The organism is Clostridium sp. D43t1_170807_H7 (genome assembly GCF_015555905.1).
In the GTDB taxonomy this organism is placed as follows: Bacteria; Bacillota; Clostridia; order Clostridiales; family Clostridiaceae; genus Clostridium.
Genome location: NZ_JADNLK010000009.1, coordinates 17008 through 39201 on the forward strand (window position 1 = coordinate 17008; position 22194 = coordinate 39201).

The window sequence follows — 22194 nt, forward strand, 5'->3', positions numbered from 1 at the left end:
TGTTACGGTTTCACCGATAAAGCCAAGTTATCACTTAAACATCACTGCTTAAGGCGACTTTCTTTCAAAATCGAACCCCTGTCCGAAAGCAGACCAGCCTGACTTTCTACGAGCGTAGTTTGTGACTAAAATTTCGGTCCTCAGTTCGCTCACAAACAAACTCCTGATTCCCTAGCTTCATAAATACCCCTTTAGCTCAAAGCTTTGCTAAACTTCGTTCCCCACTTTAATGACACCAGTGATCCTATGCGTGGGCACACAGGGCTGATGAGCAAGCTATATTAAGCTGCTAATGCAAAATTGTCTTCTGCGTTTATATTTAATGCATACTTTATTATCGAGGTGACATGCTTGCCTCGGCCCGCTTATCAAACCCATCACACCCCCGTCGAAGCCAAAACGCCCCCATGTTAGGTTAATAGGTCATAAACGCTTTTTACCTATTCAATTTTAAATCGATGATTAACATCGTGATTTTATTATAAAACATACAGTTTCAACTGTCAACTTAACTATTCCATTAAACTATTGGAAAAATAAAAGACTCTTGCATTTATTGTCGAAAGATGTTATTCTAAACAAGCAGTTGGTACGTTAAAGTGCTAATTACCTGTAGAGTCTAGTTTGTCCTTCGCCGGATGCTAGACTCTACTTTATTTTAAAAAAATTTTTTAAAATTTATCCACATAAACAAAAAAATAATCCACATCTTAATTCATATTTTTTGCAAACATTTGTTTATAACTGCATAACTTACTTTTCTTTAGGTAAAATAATTATAAATTCTGATCCCTTACCAATTTCACTAAATACTTTTATTTCTCCACCGTGAGCATTTACTATAGATTTAGATATTGTAAGTCCGACTCCTATCCCCTTTTCACTACCACCTCTTGATTTATCTACTCTATAAAATCGCTCAAATATATTTTTAAGTTCATCTTTAGGTATACCAATTCCACTATCCTTAATACTTATATTAACATTACTGTCTTTAGTAAATGTCTTAATATATATATCACCATTTCCATTATTATATTTAATAGCATTTGATAGTATATTTATAATTACTTGTGCAAACTTTTCCTTATCAATTAAAACCTTTAAATCTTCTAATTCATATTTAATTAATAATTTTTTTTCTAGTGCTTTTCCTTCATAATTATAAGTAATATTTTTTATATAGTTTCCTAATTTAATTCATTAGATAATTTATTTATAGAGTCTATAAGATCATCAACTTCACTTATATCGCTTTTATAAGTTAACTCCTTTTTATAATTTCCCCTACCTATAGCTTTTGTCATCTTCGATACTTTTGAAATAGGATTCGTTATTGATCTAGATATTATTATTGAAATTACTATAATACTTCCTATGGAAATAGCACCTATTATTGCTATAATTCTATTAACAGCATTAAAAAGTTCCACATCATTTTCCATATAATAAGTAGATGCATAATGACCTATATAAGCATATCCAACTAAATTATCATTGTTGTCACTAACATCAACTTTATATTCCTCAAAATAATTGTTCCATTTCTTTTCTATACTTTGCATATTTTCACTTACTTCTCTTATAGTAGTATCCGATAATACCTTCTCATCTTCAAATACACTCCATATTTTATTATTGTTCTCATCATATATTTCAATGGCAATTCCTTTTCTTATTGCATCTACTCCTAAGTTTTCTATAAGTTCAATATCCCAAGCATTATTTACATATATACTTTTTAAATCAAACTCAATTAGATGCTTTACTTCTGCTTTATTACTATCATCAACATACTTTTCAAAGGAGCTCTTAAAGTTTGTATTTACAAAAAACCTTATAGCTATAATTGTTACAATCATAATAAAAGTGAAAGATATTATAAGCTTACTATTTATTGATTTTAATTTACTTCTATAATCCAAATCTATACCCTACCCCATATACAGTTTGAATTATCTTTGGATTTCTTGAATCAACTTCTAACTTTTGCCTTAAGTTCTTTATATGACTATCTATAGCCCTATCACCTTTTTCATAATATCCTTCAATAGTGCTTTCTAATAACTTATCTCTTGAATATATCTTCTTAGGGTTATTTATTAGTATAAGTAATATTTTATACTCCGTATTAGTTAAAATCACTTGTTCTCCCCTAACCTTAACTTCATGCGTTGAAGTATTTATTTCTAATTCATCACCATAACTTATTATTTCTTTATCATTAAAATTTCTACTTCTCTTTAAAATAGCTTTAACTCTTAATATTAATTCATTTATATTAAACGGCTTACAAATATAATCATCACAACCTAACTTAAATCCATCAATCTTATCTTCATACTCTATTTTTGCTGTTAACATAATTATTGGAATCTCAGATTTACTTCTTATTATATCTACATATTTCTTCTCCACTTATATCTGGAATCATTCTATCTAATATTACTAAATTATATTTTTTTGAATTTAATTTATCTATAGCACTATTTCCATCATAAGCAACATCTGTACAGTAGCCTTCATTATCTAAAAAGGCTTTTATAAACTCACATATTTTCTTTTCATCATCAACTATTAATATGCTAATCATAATAACCTCCTAAAAAACTCTTCTTCAATAGTATAACTCACTTTCTTCTTATAATATTTAAAGAGTTGCCTGTAAATAACTCTTATTGGCAACTCTTAATTTAATATTATATTCCTAAAAGTAATTTTGCAAAACCAAAATACACTATTAATGCAAAAGCATCTACTATTGTTGTAATAAGTGGGCTTGCCATTATTGCAGGGTCTAACTTTAGCTTCTTTGATATTATAGGTAAAACTCCACCTACAATCTTTGCTAATACTACAGTCAAGAATAAGCTTGCACATACTGTAAGAGAAATCATGAAATCTGCACTAGTAAAGAAAAGTAACTGTTGCAGATACCATTAGTACCAAAAGCCATACTATTCTCTTTTTGGCTAGCGTCAAAACTGAAGTTTTTAAATATGGTTCTTCACTTGGCTCCATTGCAGCCATTTTTTGAAAATCCTCTGTATTTTCTTGTTCAATAATATCTACGATATCATCTACTGTTATAATCCCAACTAATCTATTTTCAATGTCTACTACCGGCATAGAAAGTAAATCATAAGTTTTGAATAAAGCTGCTACCTTCTCTTGATCTTCAAAAGTTTTAACTGAAACTATATTAGTCTCCATAACCTCTGAAACTAACATATTTTCATCACTTAAAATTAAATCTTTTAATGATATAATTCCTTTCAATCTTCTTTCTCTGTCAATTATAAAACAGTTATCTAAGGATTCTTTATTTACGCCAGTCTTTCTTGTATGATTTATAGCTTCCATTATAGTCATTTCTTCTTTAAAGTCTATAAATTCTATAGTCATAATAGCACCGGCAGAATCTTCTTTATACTTTAAAAACTGATTAATTAACTGTCTTTTTTCTAAAGAAGTGTTTGAAATAATTTTACCTACTATATTAGCTGGTAATTCTTCTATTATATCTACTGTATCATCTAAGTAACCTATTAAATTTTGTTGTTTCATCATTTTCTAGTGGTATATCATCCATATAAATCACGCTCCTCACCCAATCTACCTGTTAATTATATAAGATAATTGTGGAGAAATTATGAGTTTAATTAATCTTATATTTAGGCATAAAAAAATGATAAGACCTATGCTATCATAAGCCTTACCATCTTTAATACATACATTAGTATATATTATTCAATATTGTCGAAAATGTTCTAGAATCCCCAAATAAATTTCTATGGTGGTAAAAGTCTAAATATTTCAGAATTCCCTTATTTTAATTATACATGTTAATTTAGTAGTATCAACAATTAATTTTATTTATTATAATATTAATTGCTTTAAAAATAAAATATTTATAAATCATTTCTTTGTTTAACTTATGATATTAATATTTTTCCTTCATTATTTAAGAAATATCTTTTCCTAGAAATCAAGTATCTAACTTCAACTAAGTAAATTTAAATTTGGAATTTCAGTTATATGGTAATATTTACTCTTGTATTTATATATATTAAAACAACTATTATTGTAATTTTGGTAAATAATTCTTTTAAAATAGATAATACTATATATAGTACTTTTTTCTATAATATAACTTATTTTGAATTTATTATTTATAATTATAACTTAGTTTAACTATTTTACAATTTTACCTACTGAATTTCACTAAAAGGAGTGACGATATGTTTCCAAATGATAAGAATAATAAATCTAAGATAAACATCAAAAACATTATGTTTAAGATGGTTTATTACATCTTAATAATAAACTTATTTGCTTACTTTTTCTATTGTATAGGTAAAGTGCCCCCAAACAATTATGTTTCTAAAAATACTCTATTAAATAATATCAGCCTCAGTACTAGTGTTGGTAACTTTAACAGTAATGATATACCTGAAGACTCTATAGATCCATATGAGGATGAGTTAAATACATTTATAACTTCAGCTTTTAATACAAGAAATGATGGTTTTTTAAGTGGAAAAGTTTCTAAACTTTATGATTACTATGGTACCTCCTCGGCAAATGGTCAATATTCATTAGGTTATGAATTTAAAAGAATTTCTTACTTACGTGATTGGGCATTAGAAAGAGCTATAATTTTTACTTCTATTAATTCATTAGTGATTATTAACAAGATTATTAGAAATGATGACAAAATAATTGTTTATTTAGATGAACATTATACTTTTAACTATATTCACAATAAACAATTTGCTATAAATAAATTTACTCTAACAATACCTCATATTTTAACGCTTTATACTACTAACGATAACTCTAAAAACTATTTTTATATAGATAAGGATTATTATTCTGATATATTTAATGATGATTTAGATGAGTATATCTTTACATTATCAGAAACATTTTTACCTTACACCAAAAGAATAAATCCTAATTATGAGATATCTGGTACCTATAAAAAAGATGATATTATTAGATTTGATAAATCATTTTTTACAGATCACAAAGCTATAATATCTGGATTTGATTCAAATGGCTATCCTTTAATAGATAGTAATTTATTTAATATTTCAAATATGCCATTTGATTTAGGTTGGAAAGAAAAAAATATAAAGCCTTCTTATTAAGCAAAAATGACAAATTATTAATGGCAAATTAACTTTAAGTTTGAGTTTGCCATTTTAAATTTGTCATTTCTCATTAATAACGGTTTCTTTCTTTCATTTGACGCTCAATATCTCTCTTATGAGCTTTTTCTAACATTGAATCTCTTTTATCATAATTCTTTTTACCTTTACAGATTCCAAGAGCAACTTTAACTCTTCCATTCTTTAAATATAAAGATAATGGAACTAAAGTATATCCATCTCTAGATACTAATCCTGCAAGTCTACCTATTTGCTCTTTATGAAGTAAAAGCTTTCTTTCTCTCAATGGATCAACATTAAATATATTTCCTTGTTCATAAGGACTAATGTGCATATTTGAAATAAATATCTCTCCATTTTTTACATCAGCGTAACAATCTTTTAAATTGCATTTACCACCTCTAATAGATTTAACTTCTGTTCCTACTAAAGCAATTCCCGCCTCCATTGTTTCTTCAACAAAATAATCATGACGAGCTTTTCTATTTTCAGCTAAAGAATTACTATTCTTAACTCTTGCCATATCCTCACCCACTTTTTATTTACGTGTTTTTCTTAATTATAACAAGAACCCCTCAAAATCACAATATATCTAAATTACTCGTTAAATTCCTCTTCTGGTTCAAAGCCCTCTGCAGTTTCCATAGATTCTTCAGTTTCTGGTTTTGTTCCAAACTCTTTCTTAACTTCAGCTATTATTGAAGCTGTCTCTTCACTTGGTAGGATTTCTTCTAGATTTTGTTCGCTATCTAATATATCAAAGAATATTTCTCTATTATCAATATCAATCTTAGCACACTTAACTTTTACAGAATCACCCAATCTATAAACCTTTTTATTTCTTTGACCTAAAAGCATTAAATGTTGTTCATCATATATATAATAATCATCATCTAAATCAGTTATATGAACAAGGCCTTCTATAGTATTTGGAAGTTCAACGAATATACCAAATGATGTAACTGAAGAAATAATGCCTTCGAATTCTTCTCCAATTCTGTCCATCATATATTCTGCTTTCTTTAAATCATCAACTTCTCTTTCTGCCTCTTCTGCAAGTCTTTCCATTTCTGATGATTGCTTAGCTGCTATATCAACTATTGGTGCTAACCTAGTAGCTCTCTTCTCATCAATCTTGCCATTTAAATACTCCTTAATTATTCTATGAATTTGTAAATCAGGATATCTTCTAATTGGTGATGTAAAGTGACAATAGTAAGTTGCTGCTAAACCAAAATGTGATGAACATTCTGGTGTATATTTTGCTTTCATCATACTTCTTAATAAAAGAGTACTAACTACAGTTTCTTCTTTCTTACCTTTTACCTTCTCTAATACTTCTTGAAGAATTCTTGGATGTATATCTTGTGCTACCTTCATTGTATATCCTAAGTTATAAATAAAATCTCTAAACTTTTCTAGCTTTTCTTCATCTGGATTTTCATGAACTCTATATACAAAAGGTAAGTTAGTCCAGAACATATGCTCAGCAATTGTTTCATTACAAACAAGCATAAACTCTTCTATTATTCTATTGGCTATTTCTCTTTCATATGGCTTTATATCAATAGGTTTACCATTATCATTTAATATTATTTTAGATTCTTCAAAATCAAAATCTATAGCTCCTCTTTTCATTCTTTTTTCTCTAAGAATTAAACAAAGCTCTTCCATTGTTTTAAAGTCATCTACTAAATAATCATATTTCTTAATAAGTTCTTCATCTTTGTCTCTTAATATCTTAGTTACATCTGTATAAGTCATTCTTTCAGATGTTTTAATAACTGTTTCAGCTATTTCATGATCACAAACTTTTCCCTTATTATCAATAGTCATAAAACAGCTTAGTGCCAATCTATCAACTTTAGGGTTAAGTGAGCATATACCATTAGAAAGTTTTTTTGGAAGCATTGGTATAACTCTATCTATTAAATAAACAGACGTACCTCTTTTTAAAGCTTCTTTATCTAATGGATTCTTTTCCCTTACATAATGTGTAACATCTGCAATATGAACTCCTAATCTGTATTTACCATTATCTAATCTTTCTATAGAAACAGCATCATCAAGGTCTTTTGCATCTTCACCATCTATAGTAACCATTCTAAGATTTCTAATATCTTTTCTTCTTCTTATTTCTTTTTCTTCTATCTCTTCAGAAATTCCATCAGCATAAGCTAAAACCTTTGGTGGAAATTCCTCTGGAAGACCATGCTTCTTAATTATAGTTAAAATATCTAGTCCCTTTTCTCCTTTTTTACCTAAAACCTCTTTAACTATTCCTTCTGGACTTCTTCTCTTTTCTGGCCATTTAGTTACTTCTACAATAACTACATCTCCATGTTTTGCTCCATTTTTATCTTTTTTTGAAACAAATATATCTTGATTTAATCTAGTATCTTCTGGAACTACAAATCCAAAATTTCTACTATCTTCATATACACCAATTATTCTACTATTTGCTCTTTCAAGTACTTCTACAACTTCTCCTTCTCTTTTCTTACCATTAATATCATCTCTAGTAATTTGTACAAGTACTCTATCATTATTCATTGCACCATTAATAAATGAACTTGGAATAAATACGTCTCTTTCGCCTTCTTCTTCTGGTATTAGAAACCCAAATCCTTTTTTATGTGCTTGAAGTTTACCTTTTATTAATCCTAACCTTTCAGGAACTGCAAACTTATCTTTCTTGGTTCTTACTATTGAACCCTCCAATTCCATTACTTTTAATGCCCTCTTAAAAGCCTTGTACTCATCTGGATTAATATCAAAAACTGCAACAAGCTCTTGAATATCCATAGGTCTATATGCTTCTTCTTTCATAAAGCTAAGTAATGTTTCTTTTATTCCCATGTAATTTCCTCCGTTTAAATTATATTTAACCTCATCCAATATTTTCTTATACGCACTATTTATTATAGTACCACATGTGAGTTTTTTTATTCAATAAGCAGTGCTTATAATATCGTTATTATATTTTATTCAATACCATACCTTTTCAATTCATAATAAATATAATAAACTCCTATATTATATTATTTACAAATTTTCGCTTAGTAAAAACAATTAATATAATTTTTCATTAGAAATTCCTAAAAAAAATAGATCACCATTCTTTAGTGATCTACATTATATTTTAAATTATATTTAAAACTACTGTATTTATAGCAAATAAAAGCATTGAAACTATAGTAACTTTAACTAACATCGCTTCTTTAGTCTTTGACTTATTCTTAGTAAAGAATGTTTCACTCTTGCTACCTTGAACTAACCCGCTTAATGCATCAGCTTTACTTTTTTGCATTAATATTGAAACAACAACTACTAATCCTAAAACCGCTTCTAAAACAAATAAAAAAGTCTTCACGGTTACACCTCCCATATTGTACTTTCGTGCATTTTCACTTAATTTTATCATAACATAATACAAATTATATATCAAGATTATTTACAAATAACTCCATTATTAAATATAATTACTTATGTATTATTATATTTTTATTACTTAATATTTTTATTATAAAATTACCATTGCCTTTATTTCTTAATACCTTAATAAAAAAGTGCATATAATCAAAAAAAGACTGCGCACATAAGTACAACAGTCTTTTTCCCTTGCCAAATAGCCTAGTTAAAACACGCTAAAACCTTATATTTTTGTATTACTTTTCATCCAATTTGCTATTTACCACTTTTATTGTTTTCTTTTATTCTTTTATATTGAAGAAAGCTTTCTTTCCTCTATATTCTGCTACATCATCAAGTTCTTCTGCTATTCTGATTAATTGATTATATTTAGCAACTCTTTCAGATCTTGCAGGAGCACCAGTCTTAATTTGACCTGCATTAACAGCAACAACTAAATCTGCTATAGTAGTATCTTCAGTTTCTCCACTTCTATGAGAAATAACTGCTGTGTAACCAGCTCTATTAGCCATTTCTATAGCATTTAAAGTTTCTGTTAAAGTACCAATTTGATTTAATTTAATAAGAATTGAGTTAGCAACTCCTCTATAAATTCCATCTTCTAATCTTTGAGTATTAGTTACAAATAAATCATCACCAACTAATTGAACTCTCTTACCTAATCTATCAGTAAGTAACTTCCAACCTTCCCAATCCTCTTCTGCCATACCATCTTCAATTGAGATAATAGGATATTTATTTACCCAGTCTTCAAAGAAATCAACCATTTCAGCTGCAGTTAAAGTCTTTCCTTCATGTTCTAATACATATTTACCATCTTTATAATATTCAGATGAAGCAGCATCTATAGCTATGAATATATCTTTTCCTGGTTCATATCCAGCCTTTTTAATTGCTTCTAAAATAACTTCTATAGCTTCTGCATTACTCTTTAAGTTTGGTGCAAATCCACCTTCATCTCCAACCCCTGTTGAATATCCTTTTTCATTTAAAGTCTTCTTTAATGCATGATAAACTTCTGCACAAGCTTGAACTGCTTTATCAAAGTTATCAAATCCTACTGGCATAACCATAAATTCTTGAAGATCAACTGAGTTATCAGCATGTGAACCACCATTTATTATATTCATCATTGGAACTGGTAATACTTTGGCATTTACTCCACCTACATATTGATATAAAGGTAAGCCTAAATAATTAGCTGCTGCTTGTGCTACTGCTAAAGAAACACCTAATATAGCATTTGCTCCTAATTTACCTTTATTATTGCTTCCATCAAGTTCTATTAACATTTTATCAATATATGTTTGATCGAAAACATTGCATCCTATTAATTCTTCAGCTATTGTATCATTAACATTTTCAACAGCTTTTAAAACACCTTTTCCCATATAATAATCTTTGTTTCCATCTCTTAGTTCAACAGCTTCATAAATACCTGTTGATGCTCCTGATGGCACTGCAGCTCTTCCCATTGTGCCATCTTCTAGATATACTTCTACTTCTACTGTTGGGAAGCATCTAGAATCTAATATTTGTCTTGCTACAACATCTACAATTTCAACAAAATTTTTCATTTCATATCCTCCTTGTTTTTAACATTAAATGAAATATTTTATTCCAAACTCTAATATCTACCCATTTATTTTTTACAACAGAAAGAAATAATATTCATAAGTGAGCCTCCAAATTTTAATTTGGTTAGGCGAACTTACTCCTACGAGCGAATACGAGTAGGAGTTTCCTAAAAAAAATATAAAAGTCAAAAGCTTAATAATATAATTTATATTACTTCTTAGCTCTTGACTCTTATATTTAAACACCTAATTATCTTAGTACTCCTTTGCATAATATTGATTAATTTTCTGCTCCCATTCCGAAGCCCTTCTTTTATCTATTATATAAATTCCTCTTAAAAACTCCTCTAAAACATCTATTCCATCAAGACCTTTCATTAAATGCCTTGGATAATCAACCTTTCGTCTATAGCATTGCTTTGGATCAATAACCTTTAATCTCTCATTCTTATCAACATATATATCTCTACATCTTGCATCCAATTTGGTAAACTTTAAAGACTTAAATTCATTAATTAATCTGTATAAATTATATATAAGTTGCTGACTTAATCCATTTTCTTTGATATAGTCATCCAATCTTTTACCATTAACCATATCTCTTAATATATAATAATCTCCGTTTTTATATATCCTAGGAAAATATTTAGATTTTTTTACTTTATATAATATATCAGCTTCACTTTTACAAACATTTTTGTCTGTAAATATTTTTATAGCTCTATTACCAGGTACTTCATAAACAATTCCATTATGTCCCTCACCCAATAACTTAGCGTCTTTAAATAGACTTTCTATATCCTTATCGAAATCCGCTGAGTATGCATATGTTCTAGCCATTATAACCTACCTTAATTAATATTTGTACTATTATATTAATTACAATATAAATTTATAACAACTATAAATCATAATTGACTATAATTTTTAAAACGTCATAGATTAGTCACTATTACTGATTTTTTATCAGTTTATTTATTAATTTATACCGTGATTTTTTACAGTAACTTTGATCCTATATATTTTTTCAAAAAATAAACCGTATGGCTGATATATTACTAATCTACCATACAGTTTATTTTTATATTTATCTATTTTTACCTAAGAATATAGCTGCTAAAACTCCTGGCCCTGCATGTGCTCCAACAACATTACCAACATAATTTATAATTACATCTTTAAATTTAACTTCTTGTAATATTATATCTCTTAATGCTTCAGCCTCTTCTAAACAATCTCCATGACATATATATAATACTTCGTTTTCAGTTTCTACAGCTCTTTCTTTTACTTCATTAGCTAAAAATCTTAATGCTTTCTTTTTACCTTTTATTTTTTCTCCTTGTACTAGCTTTCCTTCATCATCTAAATATGCAGATGGCTTAATATTTAAAAGGCTTCCAATAGTGGCTGTTGCACCTGATATACGTCCACCTCTTTTTAAATGATTTAAATCATCTATTAATATTGAATGTATTACTTTTCTTTTATTTTCTTCAAGCCATTCTACTATTTCATCTATACTTGCTCCATTATCTCTCATTTCACAAGCTTTTAAAACTAATAATCCTTGTCCCATTGAAACACTTGAAGAGTCAACTAATTCAATTTTTGCTTCTGGATATTCTTCAATTAAATTATTTCTTGCTATATTTGCGCTATTAAATGTACCACTTAAGCTTGATGATATTGATATATAAATTATTGAATCCCCATTTTTTATATATTTAGTAAACTCCTCTTCAAAATCATGAGCATTTATTTGAGATGTTGTAGGTGTAGCCCCATGTCTCATCTTATTATAAAACTCCTCATAACTTAAAGATTTTCCTAAATCATCTTTTATAGCTTGTCCCTCTAAGTTTAATATTAATGAAAGTAAAGCTATATTATTTTTATCTATATATTCTCTTTTTAAATCACATGCTGAATCCGTTATTATTTTTATTCCCATCTTGTTTCATCCTCCACTAACTTTATAATAGTTGTGTTTTTGTATTGTAAGGAAATTATATATGTAAATATTAATATTGTCAAATGTCTTGACTTTCAAATATTATATAATTCAAATTTTATTTCATATTACTTAAAAAATTTATATTAATTTTACTTATATTAAGTAACAAAAAGAGAGGGGTAACCCTCTCCTTATAATACTATTTTATTAAAGATTCACCTGTCATTTCAGCAGGAACATCTAATCCCATTACTGTTAACATTGTTGGTGCTATATCAGCTAACTTACCATCTTTTAAAGATTTACCTTCTGTGTGGTTAGATACCCATACAAATGGAACTGGATCAGTTGTGTGAGCTGTAAATGGCTTTCCTGTTTCAGCATCAATCATAGTTTCAGCATTTCCGTGGTCAGCAGTAATAAATACTGTTCCATCTAATTCTAAAACTTTATCAACTACTCTTCCTAAGCATGTATCCACAGCTTCAACAGCCGCTTTAGCAGCTTCTAAAACTCCAGTATGTCCAACCATATCTGGGTTAGCATAGTTTAATATAACCATGTCATATTTTCCTGAATCTAATCTATTTATTAATTCATCAGTTAATTCTGGTGCGCTCATTTCTGGCTTTAAGTCGTAAGTTGCAACCTTTGGAGATGCAATAAGAGCTCTGTCTTCACCTTCGTTTTCTTTTTCAACACCACCGTTGAAGAAGAATGTAACGTGAGCGTACTTTTCTGTTTCTGCTATTCTTAATTGATTTAATCCCTTAGAAGCAACATATTCACCTAAAGTATTAGTAATTGCTTCTGGTCTGTAAGCAACTTCAACACCTTCTAAAGTCTTATCGTATTGAGTCATTGTTACAAATACTAAATCTAAAGTTTCTCTTTCAAATCCTGCAAATTCTTTATCGTTTATAGCTCTAGTTATTTCTCTAGCTCTATCAGGTCTGAAGTTAAAGAATACTACTGAATCTCCATTCTTTATTGTTCCAGTTGGAGCTCCATTTTCTTCAATAACGCATGGTAATACGAACTCATCTGATTTGTTATCAGCATAAGATTTTTCCATACATGCAACAGCAGATGTAGCAGTTTCACCTTTTCCAAGTACCATTGCATCGTAAGCTAATTGTACTCTTTCCCATCTGTTATCTCTATCCATTGCATAGTATCTTCCTGAAATACTAGCAATTTTACCTACTCCGATTTCAGCCATGTAGTTTTCTAATTCAACTACGAAGTCTTTACCTGAACCTGGAGCAACGTCTCTACCATCCATGAAGCAATGAACATATACGTTCTTAACTTCTTGCTCTTTAGCTAATTTTAATAATCCTTTTAAATGATCTATATGAGAGTGAACTCCACCATTAGATAATAATCCCATTAAGTGTAATGCAGCATTATCTTTCTTAGCATTTTCAATAGCTTTTAATAAAGCTTCATTCTTGAAGAATCCACCTTCGTTTATTTCTTTAGTTATTCTAGTTAATTCTTGATATATAATTCTTCCTGCACCAATATTTAAGTGTCCAACTTCTGAGTTACCCATTTGTCCATCTGGTAATCCAACAAACATACCACTTGCTTGTAATTGTGAGTGAGGATAGTTTGCAACTAATTTATCATAGTTTGGTTTCTTTGCAGCAGCAACTGCATTTCCATCGCTCTCTGGAGCTATTCCAAATCCATCTAATATCATTAACATTACAGGTTTCTTCGCCATAATTCCCTCCAAATATATAAATACTTTTTTAGTTTCAAAAAAAGTGATAACTTTGTCTTTGTGAGTTTCATTATGCAATTAAAGTGTCTTGAATCTCACTCGTCATTAGTATCATTAATTGAACCATGTTTATTATACTATAATTATTATTACTAAACAATATAGTTAGTTTTTTGTAAACGATTGTCTAAAAAATTTTCTGATAATTTATTTTTTACTAAATAACCCAAAAATATTTAATTGCTTTATAAAATAAAAAAGAAATCCCTAGCAGAGGATTTCTTTTTTATTAAATTCTAGTAGTTTACGATTTGAGCAAAATCAGTAGCAACTAAGCTAGCTCCACCAACTAAAGCACCATCGATATCAGATTGAGCCATTTGAGCTTTTATAGTTCCTGGCTTAACTGATCCACCGTATTGGATTCTTACTTTGTTAGCAACTTCTTGACCGAACATTTCAGCAACAACGCTTCTTACAGCCATAATTGTTTCGTTAGCTTGCTCATCAGTAGCAGTTTTACCAGTTCCAATAGCCCAGATTGGTTCGTAAGCTATAACAACTTTTTCTGCTAATTCTGGTGCTAAACCTTCTAAATCAGCTTTGATTTGAGCTCCAACAACTTCGTTAGTTGTTCCATTTTCTCTTTGTTCTAAAGTTTCTCCACAGCAAAGGATTGGAGTTAAGTTGTGAGCGAAAGCAGCTTTAACTTTCTTGTTTAATGCTTCATCAGTTTCGTTGAAGTATTCTCTTCTTTCACTGTGTCCTAAAACAACATAGCTAACACCCATAGCTTCTAACATTCCAGGAGCAACTTCACCAGTGAAAGCTCCTTTTTCTTCAAAGTGCATGTTTTGAGCTGCAACTTTGATGTTTGATCCTTCAACTGCCTTTAATACAGCATCTAAGCAAACAAAAGTAGGACAAACTACTACATCACAAGTAGCATCCTTTACTAATGGTTTTAATTCGTTTATAACTTTAACAGCTTCTTCTGGAGTGTAGTGCATTTTCCAGTTTCCAGCGATAATAGCTTTTCTCATTCTATTCACCTCTAATAAAATTTTTTGAAAATTTTTAGTGACAAGTTTACAGTGACAAATGACAAGTTAAGGTAGAAACTCCTAATGGAGTTTCTAAAAATATATTTTTCTAAAATTCAGCTCTGCTGAATTTATTCCTCAACTTGCCACTTATCACTTGTCACTCTTAACTGTTTCTACTTGTCGTTTAAAGCAGCAATTCCTGGTAAAGTTTTACCTTCTAAGAATTCTAATGAAGCTCCACCACCTGTAGAGATGTGAGTCATCTTATCTCCGAATCCTAAGATGTTAACAGCAGCAGCTGAGTCTCCTCCACCGATAACTGTTGTAGCATCTGCATCAGCCATAGCCTTAGCAACTGCAATTGTTCCTTTGTTGAAGTTTTCGAATTCGAATACTCCCATTGGTCCGTTCCAGATAACAGTCTTAGCATCTTTAATTGCATCAGCATATAAAGCTTCTGTCTTAGGTCCGATATCTAATCCCATGAATCCAGCTGGAATGTTTTGATCTTCAGTAACTGTAGCTTCAACATCCTTGAATCCATCAGCAATTCTGTGGTCTACTGGTAATAAGAATTTAACACCGTTAGCTTCAGCTTTAGCGATCATTTCCTTAGCGTAGTCCATTCTATCATCTTCACATAAAGAAGTTCCGATTTCATATCCTTGAGCTTTTAAGAATGTATAAGCCATTCCTCCACCAATGATGATTGTATCAACTTTTTCTAATAAGTTGTTGATAACAGCAATCTTATCAGAAACCTTAGATCCACCTAATATAGCAACGAAAGGTCTAACTGGATTATTTACAGCTTCTCCTAAGAACTTTAATTCTTTTTGAATTAAGTATCCGCATACAGCTGTGTCTACAAATTTAGTAACACCTTCAGTTGAAGAGTGAGCTCTGTGAGCAGTTCCGAATGCATCATTAACGTAGATATCACATAAAGAAGCTAATTCTTTAGATAATTCTTCTCCATTCTTAGTTTCTTCTTTTCTGCATCTAGTGTTTTCTAATAATACAACGTCTCCGTCTTTCATGTCAGCAACAGCTTTTCTAGCGTTTTCTCCAACAACTTCTTCATCTCTAGCGAAAACAACTTCTTTACCTAACATTTCGCTTAATCTTACAGCAACTGGTGCTAAAGTCTTAGAAGCATCTTTTCCTAAGTGTGAGCAAAGTATAACTTTAGCTCCGTTTTCAACTAAGTATTTGATTGTTGGAAGTGCTCCTACTAATCTGTTTTCATCAGTGATAACACCATCTTTTAATGGAACGTTAAAGTCACATCTTACTAAAACTCTTTTACCGTTAACTTGAATATCTTCAATTGTCTTCTTATTAAAGCTCATTCTTTTCACCTCATAAATTTATTCATAGTTTTTCATATAATTTTAAAATAGGCCCGGTCTTATAAGTATGCCTTAGAGACCGGACCCTTTTTAGGATCTTATAAGAGTGCTTTTATAAGCATCTAAATCCGTATATAATTATCTATTAAAATTAAGCTAATTCAGCGAAGTATTTAATAGTTCTAACCATTTGGCTAGTGTATGAGTTTTCGTTGTCATACCATGAAACAACTTGAACTTGGTATAATCCTTCTCCGATTTCAGATACCATTGTTTGAGTTGCATCGAATAATGAACCGTAAGTGATTCCTACGATGTCTGAAGAAACTAATTCTTCTTCAGTGTATCCGAATGATTCGTTAGAAGCAGCTTTCATAGCAGCGTTTATAGCTTCTTTAGTTACATTTTCACCCTTAACTACTGCAGTTAAGATTGTAGTTGATCCAGTTGGAACTGGTACTCTTTGTGCAGAACCGATTAATTTTCCGTTTAATTCTGGAATAACTAATCCGATAGCTTTAGCAGCTCCTGTTGAGTTAGGAACGATGTTAGCTGCAGCAGCTCTAGCTCTTCTGAAGTCACCTTTTCTGTGTGGTCCATCTAATACCATTTGGTCTCCAGTGTAAGCGTGGATTGTTGACATTATACCAGATTGGATTGGTGCAAAGTCATTTAAAGCTTTAGCCATTGGAGCTAAGCAGTTTGTAGTACAAGATGCAGCAGATATTATGTTATCTTCAGCTGTTAATATGTCTTGGTTTACGTTGAATACAACTGTTGGAAGGTCGTTTCCAGCTGGAGCTGATATAACAACTTTCTTAGCACCTGCTTCAATGTGAGCTTGAGATTTAGCTTTTGATACGTAGAATCCAGTACATTCTAAAACTACGTCAACACCGATTTCTCCCCATGGTAATTTAGAAGCATCAGCTTCAGCATAAATTCTGATTTCTTTTCCATCAACAGTGATAGAATCTTCTCCAGCAACAACTTTATCACATAAAGCGTATCTTCCTTGTGCTGAATCATATTTTAATAAATGAGCTAACATTGATGGGCTTGTTAAATCGTTGATAGCAACTATTTCATACCCTTCTGCTCCAAACATTTGTCTAAATGCAAGACGTCCTATACGTCCAAAACCGTTTATTGCAACTCTTACCATTACAATTACCTCCTAAAAATAGATATTATATATTTAAAATTAAATTTTAAATCAAATTAATTAATGCAAAGCTTTGCTTTACTTATAACTTTTAATTAACTCCGCAATCTTTCTTGCTGCAGATTCATCAGTAACTAAAACAGCATTAGAATTATTCATTTCTGTTGCAATTATAGCCTCTACTTTATTTTCCCCTGCAGCTACAGCAATATGTGTATTAATTTTTTTTGCATCGTTAATATTAATTCCGACTGGAGTATTTTCTGAAACTACTTGAGATGCTTTATTAAAATAACACCCAAATGCTTCTCCTACTGCTCCTAGTTTTTCAAGATTACTTATATATTCTTCTGATAATCCACGCTTTTTAGCCATGTGAATTGCATTTCCTATTCCATAAATTAAGATATCAGCATTATGAATATTTTCTATAACTTCTTTTATTTGCTTTTCTTTAAGAAGTCCTTCCAATACTTCCATACTAACATTTTCCGGAATATGCAGAAGCTTATAAGTACCATTAACTTTATTAGCTAATGCTGCTGCTAAATAATTAGCTTGACTTTCAACTTTTCTTCCCATTCCGCCTCTAGCTGGAATAACAAGAACATCGGAAAAATTACTTACTTTCGGAAATGCTTCAACAACTTCTTTTATTGTGCTTCCTCCAGTAATGGCGATTATATCATTATCTTTAATTATATTTTTCATATAATTAGCTGCTGCTTTTCCTAATTCCTTAAGTGTTGCTGGATTTTCTTCAACATTACCTGGAACTATAACAACATCTTTTAATCCTAAGAATGATTTAATACTTTCCTCAATATCATTTAACCCCTTTATTTGATGTATAAACTCTTTTAAACCTTCTAAGACATGTTGTCCATCTTTGGTAACTGTCATACCTGGAGTATTAATTTCTATTAAGTTTTGTGATTTTAATAAATCAATCTCATTTCTAACTACTCTTTCGCCAAGATTAAGTTCGCTTGCGAGCATTCTTCTTCCAATAGGTTGGTTATAAAAAATTGTCCTTAAAACATTATATCGTTTTTCTAGGACTTCCACCAGCTCAGGAACTATCTTTCTTTGCAAATCTAATATTTCCTGCACTACAGACCCTCCTTTGGACTAAAAACGTCCCAGCAATGACTTTTATGTCCCACATCTATTATTATAAAACAGATATCTAAATTTTGAAAGTCTTTCTAGTAATTTTTTTAATATTTTTTTATTTTGCTATTTTTTTCATTTATATACGTAATAAAGTTAAGTCATTTTTGCATATTTGAATAGCTTCATTACCCTTTACAACCTATATTAAAAATCTCTTTTTAAATTTTCTCTAATATTTTATACTATTTTCGCATATCTATTCAAAAAACAATTCCATTTTTTATTCCAATAAGGGCTATTTAATGATTTAAAGTAAAAAAATAGCAAGCAACAATCTAAAAACTGCTGCTTGCTATTTAGAATTTTATTTTTCAATAAAGAAAATTCCACATGCTCTAGTTCCTGAATGTATTCCCACTGTACATCCAACTTTAGCATCTATATAACTTATATTATTCTCTTCAAAATATTTTTTTAATCCTGAATAAATTTCCTCATTTAAAATTTCTAATAATACTATTGGAGAATTAGTATCTACATTTCCATTTTCAAAATCAGAAATTACTTTCTTTAAAGCTTTTTTGCTTCCTCTTACTTTATCTTTCACTGCCATTTGCCCATCTTTAACTTCTAAAATAAGCCTTAAACCTAGAACACTTCCTATAGCACCAGCTGTCTTAGAAAGTCTTCCACCTCTTACTAGATTTTCTAAAGATTCAAAACTTAATGAACTTTTTACTTTAGGAATTATATTTTTAATCTTTTCTTCAATTTCAAATATACTATCTCCATTATCTCTAAATTCACAAACTTTTAATACTAAAAGCCCTAACCCCGATGTTACATTTCTAGAATCAATAACTACTATATCATCAGTATCTAACACATTTTTAGCTATACATGCAGATTGGTATGTTCCACTCATTTCTGATGATAATACTAAAGTTACTATCTTATATCCTTCATCTAGATATTTTTTAAATACTTCCTCAAATCTATTTGGTGTTACTTGAGCTGTAGTTGGAAGTATATTATCTCTTTCTATTCTATCTAACATCTCTTTAGTATTTATCTCTACTCCGTCTAAATAACTTTCTTCTCCAAAGTTGATTAATAGCGGTAAAACTTCAATATCTTTCTCTTTTATAATATCTGACGGTAAATCTAAAGTACTATCAGTAATAATCTTAATTTTTTCCATACAAGTACCCCCTGCTTTCTATTTCATATTTGGAAAGTCTATCTGCCTTAATGCCTCATATGCTATAATAGCTACTGTATTTGATAAATTTAAACTTCTTGTACTTGTTTGTACCATTGGCACTCTTATTCCTTTATGTGCATTATGTACATCATCCGGCACCCCTGATGATTCTCTTCCAAACATTATGAAATCTCCCTCTTGAAACTTTTCATCTGAGTATATATTTCCACCATGTGTTGTAGATAAAAATATTCTTCTGTCTCCGTATTTAGCCATAAAATCTTCATAAGATTCATGAACTTCTAATTTTAAGTCCTTCCAATAATCTAAACCTGATCTTCTAACAGCTTTATCATCAATACTAAATCCTAAAGGCTTTATTAAATGAAGAGTTGAGTCAGTTAAAACGCAAGTCCTTGCTATATTTCCAGTATTTTGTGGTATCTCTGGTTGATATAAAACTATATTTAAATTCAATGAATTCACCCTCCAAAATAAAAAGCAAGATGTTATAACATCTTACTTTACACTATTTATATACCTTCAATGATACTATATAGTTTTTTAATAGTCAAAGCATTTTACATTTTGTTAAATTTTTTAATTTTATATTATATTTTATAATCTAGCATCTTAAATCACCTCTTCTTTTAGTGAACATTTTTACTATTTAAAATTATAAATAAAAAATAATCACAATATATAAAATCATAATAATACGAATTATATATTGTGATTATTAGAATATTTATTTTTTCTTTAAGCTGCTGGAGCTTCTTCTGTTACATTCTCTTCTGGGGTTGTTTCATTTTCAGAAGGAACCGCAGGTGTTTCTATCTTCTTCGTTCCAACACTAACAACTTGATTTCTAGTGGAATATATATCAGTTGATATCAGTTCCTTATTTACTTGAACACCATTTTCATAAGTAATTAAATATCCACTTGCTTTATATCCATTAGCACCTGATGATGTTACAACTCTTGTTCCTTCAGGTAAAGTAGGATCTTGTACCTCTTCTGTACCATAAGTATAAGTTTCTAATATTTCATTAACAAGTTCATAAGTTTTTCCACCCATAGCTTCTTTATTTCCCCAAATATTAAACACCACCTGATTGCCAGATAAATATCCTTGAATATATATTGGGAAATCATATGTATTTACAAACTTATAATCTATGTATCCAGCCGCAACTGTTGCATCTAATCCTGGTTTTGCATAACTAACAGTCATTGAGTGATTACGTCTTTCAGTAGATCTTATATTAGCTTGTATAACAGCTCTATAAAGAGTACTTGAAACTTGACATACTCCTCCACCATATCCTGGTACTATTTTAGAACCAACATATGTATTTGCTTCTTTATATCCCCTTTCTGGAGTTGTTGGACCTATTGTATTATTATAGCTGAATTCATCTCCTGGCATTAATAGCGTACCATTAATATACCCGCTTGCAATTCTTAGATTTTCAACTCTTCCTGTATCAGCAGTTCCAAAAGTACTTGAATAAGATGACATTACTCCAGTAATTTTATTTAAATCTGCTGAAGTTATTCTTGGTGAATAATTTTGTAAATCTACGGTCACAGTCTCAATTTTTTCTGGATCTGGATCTATACACTCTTTTATCTTATTGCATAAGTCATCTATATCTATATGCTTTCCTGTAACCTCTGGGGTAATAGAAACATTACTACCATTAACTGATATTTTTGCATCTACAGCATCAACCTTAACTTGATCATTTATGCTATTAACAAATTCTTTAACTTTTTCTTCATCATAGCTTAATACAGTATCAACTTTATAATCAACACCATTTTCTATTATTTTTTTCTTTTCAAACATTTTCTTATCTTTTCCATAATCCAATGCTTCTTCAACTGTTTCATCAGCACTTACTGATGGGCTAATATCAGAATACTTAAGCTCAAAAGTTTTATCACCAATAGTTACAGTGATAACCTTATCTCCAATTAAAGAAATTAACTGATCATTCATTATGTTTATTGCTTCTTCCTTAGTCCTACCACCTAGGTCTATACCATAAGCTTGTACCCCAGGATATATTTTATCTGCCCATGAATCAACTTCATTTTTTACATTCATGAAATATCCAAAAATTATCCCTGCAATTAATACTATAATAGTTGATATTATAATTATTAATTTCTTACTTTTAGACATAGCTTTTTTAACCTTACTATCATTTGCTTGTTCGTTACTCACAGTTCCACTCCTCCCAAAAAATTTATCTATAATTGCTATAATTGCATTATGTTCTAATTATATTCTATTATTCTATTTAATACAATTAATAAAATTATTACAATTTCATCAAGTTTAAATTAATAGCTTTAAGAATAGCTTTATATATCCATGTCTACTTAATTCTATCTTTATTATACAAAGCTATTCTAAAGTTACTATCTT

The 22194-nt window shown here is 29.7% G+C and carries 19 protein-coding genes, 1 other RNA gene and 1 pseudogene; 1 reads left to right on the forward strand and 20 read right to left on the reverse strand.

The genetic code is table 11. From position 1 onward, the window contains the following. Positions 1-66 precede the first annotated feature (66 nt). The 6 genes and pseudogenes from ssrA to mgtE form a co-directional block, all read right to left on the reverse strand. Positions 67-399: a transfer-messenger RNA gene (gene ssrA / locus I2E98_RS07255) on the reverse strand. Between the two features lie 354 nt (positions 400-753). Continuing rightward, positions 754-1200 carry a HAMP domain-containing sensor histidine kinase gene (locus I2E98_RS16310; RefSeq protein WP_347708022.1) on the reverse strand — a complete coding sequence of 149 codons (447 nt, stop codon included), beginning with the start codon at positions 1198-1200 and terminating at the stop codon, positions 754-756. Continuing rightward, positions 1191-1925, reverse strand: a complete 735-nt coding sequence (locus I2E98_RS16005; protein WP_243251012.1) for a HAMP domain-containing protein — start codon at positions 1923-1925, stop codon at positions 1191-1193. Before I2E98_RS16005 ends, I2E98_RS16310 begins: the two co-directional genes overlap by 10 nt. Further along, complete coding sequence (locus I2E98_RS07265) at positions 1915-2418, reverse strand: response regulator transcription factor (RefSeq protein ID WP_347708019.1); 504 nt, start codon at positions 2416-2418, stop codon at positions 1915-1917. Before I2E98_RS07265 ends, I2E98_RS16005 begins: the two co-directional genes overlap by 11 nt. Beyond that, complete coding sequence (locus I2E98_RS16175) at positions 2384-2593, reverse strand: response regulator (RefSeq protein ID WP_279324966.1); 210 nt, start codon at positions 2591-2593, stop codon at positions 2384-2386. The genes I2E98_RS07265 and I2E98_RS16175 overlap by 35 nt, the downstream gene beginning before the upstream one ends. 106 nt (positions 2594-2699) lie before the next feature. Further along, positions 2700-3537: pseudogene (mgtE, locus tag I2E98_RS07270) on the reverse strand (magnesium transporter); the annotation flags it as partial. A 704-nt stretch (positions 3538-4241) separates the two neighbouring features. On the opposite strand from mgtE, the gene I2E98_RS07275 reads away from it, so the two are divergent. Further along, positions 4242-5153, forward strand: coding sequence for a hypothetical protein (locus I2E98_RS07275; RefSeq protein ID WP_195468293.1), 912 nt, complete (start codon positions 4242-4244; stop codon positions 5151-5153). Between the two features lie 73 nt (positions 5154-5226). Here the strand turns inward: I2E98_RS07275 and smpB are convergent, their stop codons facing one another. The 14 genes from smpB to I2E98_RS07345 all read right to left on the reverse strand — a co-directional run bounded on the left by smpB (position 5227) and on the right by I2E98_RS07345 (position 21990). Beyond that, positions 5227-5697: an SsrA-binding protein SmpB gene (gene smpB / locus I2E98_RS07280; protein WP_195468294.1), complete on the reverse strand. Its 471-nt coding sequence runs from the start codon at positions 5695-5697 to the stop codon at positions 5227-5229. Between the two features lie 74 nt (positions 5698-5771). Next, positions 5772-8033, reverse strand: coding sequence for a ribonuclease R (rnr, locus tag I2E98_RS07285; RefSeq protein WP_195468295.1), 2262 nt, complete (start codon positions 8031-8033; stop codon positions 5772-5774). A 283-nt stretch (positions 8034-8316) separates the two neighbouring features. Then, positions 8317-8547, reverse strand: coding sequence for a preprotein translocase subunit SecG (gene secG / locus I2E98_RS07290; RefSeq protein WP_195468296.1), 231 nt, complete (start codon positions 8545-8547; stop codon positions 8317-8319). Positions 8548-8887: 340 nt separating this feature from the next. Continuing rightward, on the reverse strand, positions 8888-10183 hold the full coding sequence (gene eno, locus I2E98_RS07295) for a phosphopyruvate hydratase (RefSeq protein WP_133013737.1): 1296 nt from the start codon (positions 10181-10183) through the stop codon (positions 8888-8890). A 255-nt stretch (positions 10184-10438) separates the two neighbouring features. Next, positions 10439-11023, reverse strand: coding sequence for a protein kinase (locus I2E98_RS07300; protein ID WP_195468297.1), 585 nt, complete (start codon positions 11021-11023; stop codon positions 10439-10441). Positions 11024-11270: 247 nt separating this feature from the next. Continuing rightward, positions 11271-12137 carry a DegV family protein gene (locus I2E98_RS07305; protein ID WP_195468298.1) on the reverse strand — a complete coding sequence of 289 codons (867 nt, stop codon included), beginning with the start codon at positions 12135-12137 and terminating at the stop codon, positions 11271-11273. Positions 12138-12339: 202 nt separating this feature from the next. Continuing rightward, a complete protein-coding gene (gene gpmI, locus I2E98_RS07310; protein ID WP_195468299.1) occupies positions 12340-13872 on the reverse strand; it encodes a 2,3-bisphosphoglycerate-independent phosphoglycerate mutase in 1533 nt (510 codons plus the stop codon). Positions 13873-14168: 296 nt separating this feature from the next. Beyond that, positions 14169-14915, reverse strand: coding sequence for a triose-phosphate isomerase (gene tpiA, locus I2E98_RS07315; RefSeq protein ID WP_133013753.1), 747 nt, complete (start codon positions 14913-14915; stop codon positions 14169-14171). Positions 14916-15091: 176 nt separating this feature from the next. Next, a complete protein-coding gene (locus tag I2E98_RS07320) occupies positions 15092-16270 on the reverse strand; it encodes a phosphoglycerate kinase (RefSeq protein ID WP_133013754.1) in 1179 nt (392 codons plus the stop codon). Between the two features lie 151 nt (positions 16271-16421). Continuing rightward, a complete protein-coding gene (gap, locus tag I2E98_RS07325; RefSeq protein WP_195468300.1) occupies positions 16422-17435 on the reverse strand; it encodes a type I glyceraldehyde-3-phosphate dehydrogenase in 1014 nt (337 codons plus the stop codon). A 78-nt stretch (positions 17436-17513) separates the two neighbouring features. Then, positions 17514-18548, reverse strand: a complete 1035-nt coding sequence (locus I2E98_RS07330) for a sugar-binding domain-containing protein (RefSeq protein WP_195468301.1) — start codon at positions 18546-18548, stop codon at positions 17514-17516. A gap of 367 nt (positions 18549-18915) precedes the next feature. Next, complete coding sequence (locus I2E98_RS07335; protein WP_195468302.1) at positions 18916-19752, reverse strand: DegV family protein; 837 nt, start codon at positions 19750-19752, stop codon at positions 18916-18918. An 18-nt stretch (positions 19753-19770) separates the two neighbouring features. Continuing rightward, positions 19771-20232, reverse strand: a complete 462-nt coding sequence (locus I2E98_RS07340; protein WP_195468303.1) for a tRNA (cytidine(34)-2'-O)-methyltransferase — start codon at positions 20230-20232, stop codon at positions 19771-19773. A gap of 282 nt (positions 20233-20514) precedes the next feature. Then, on the reverse strand, positions 20515-21990 hold the full coding sequence (locus I2E98_RS07345) for a VanW family protein (RefSeq protein WP_347708020.1): 1476 nt from the start codon (positions 21988-21990) through the stop codon (positions 20515-20517). Positions 21991-22194 lie beyond the last annotated feature (204 nt).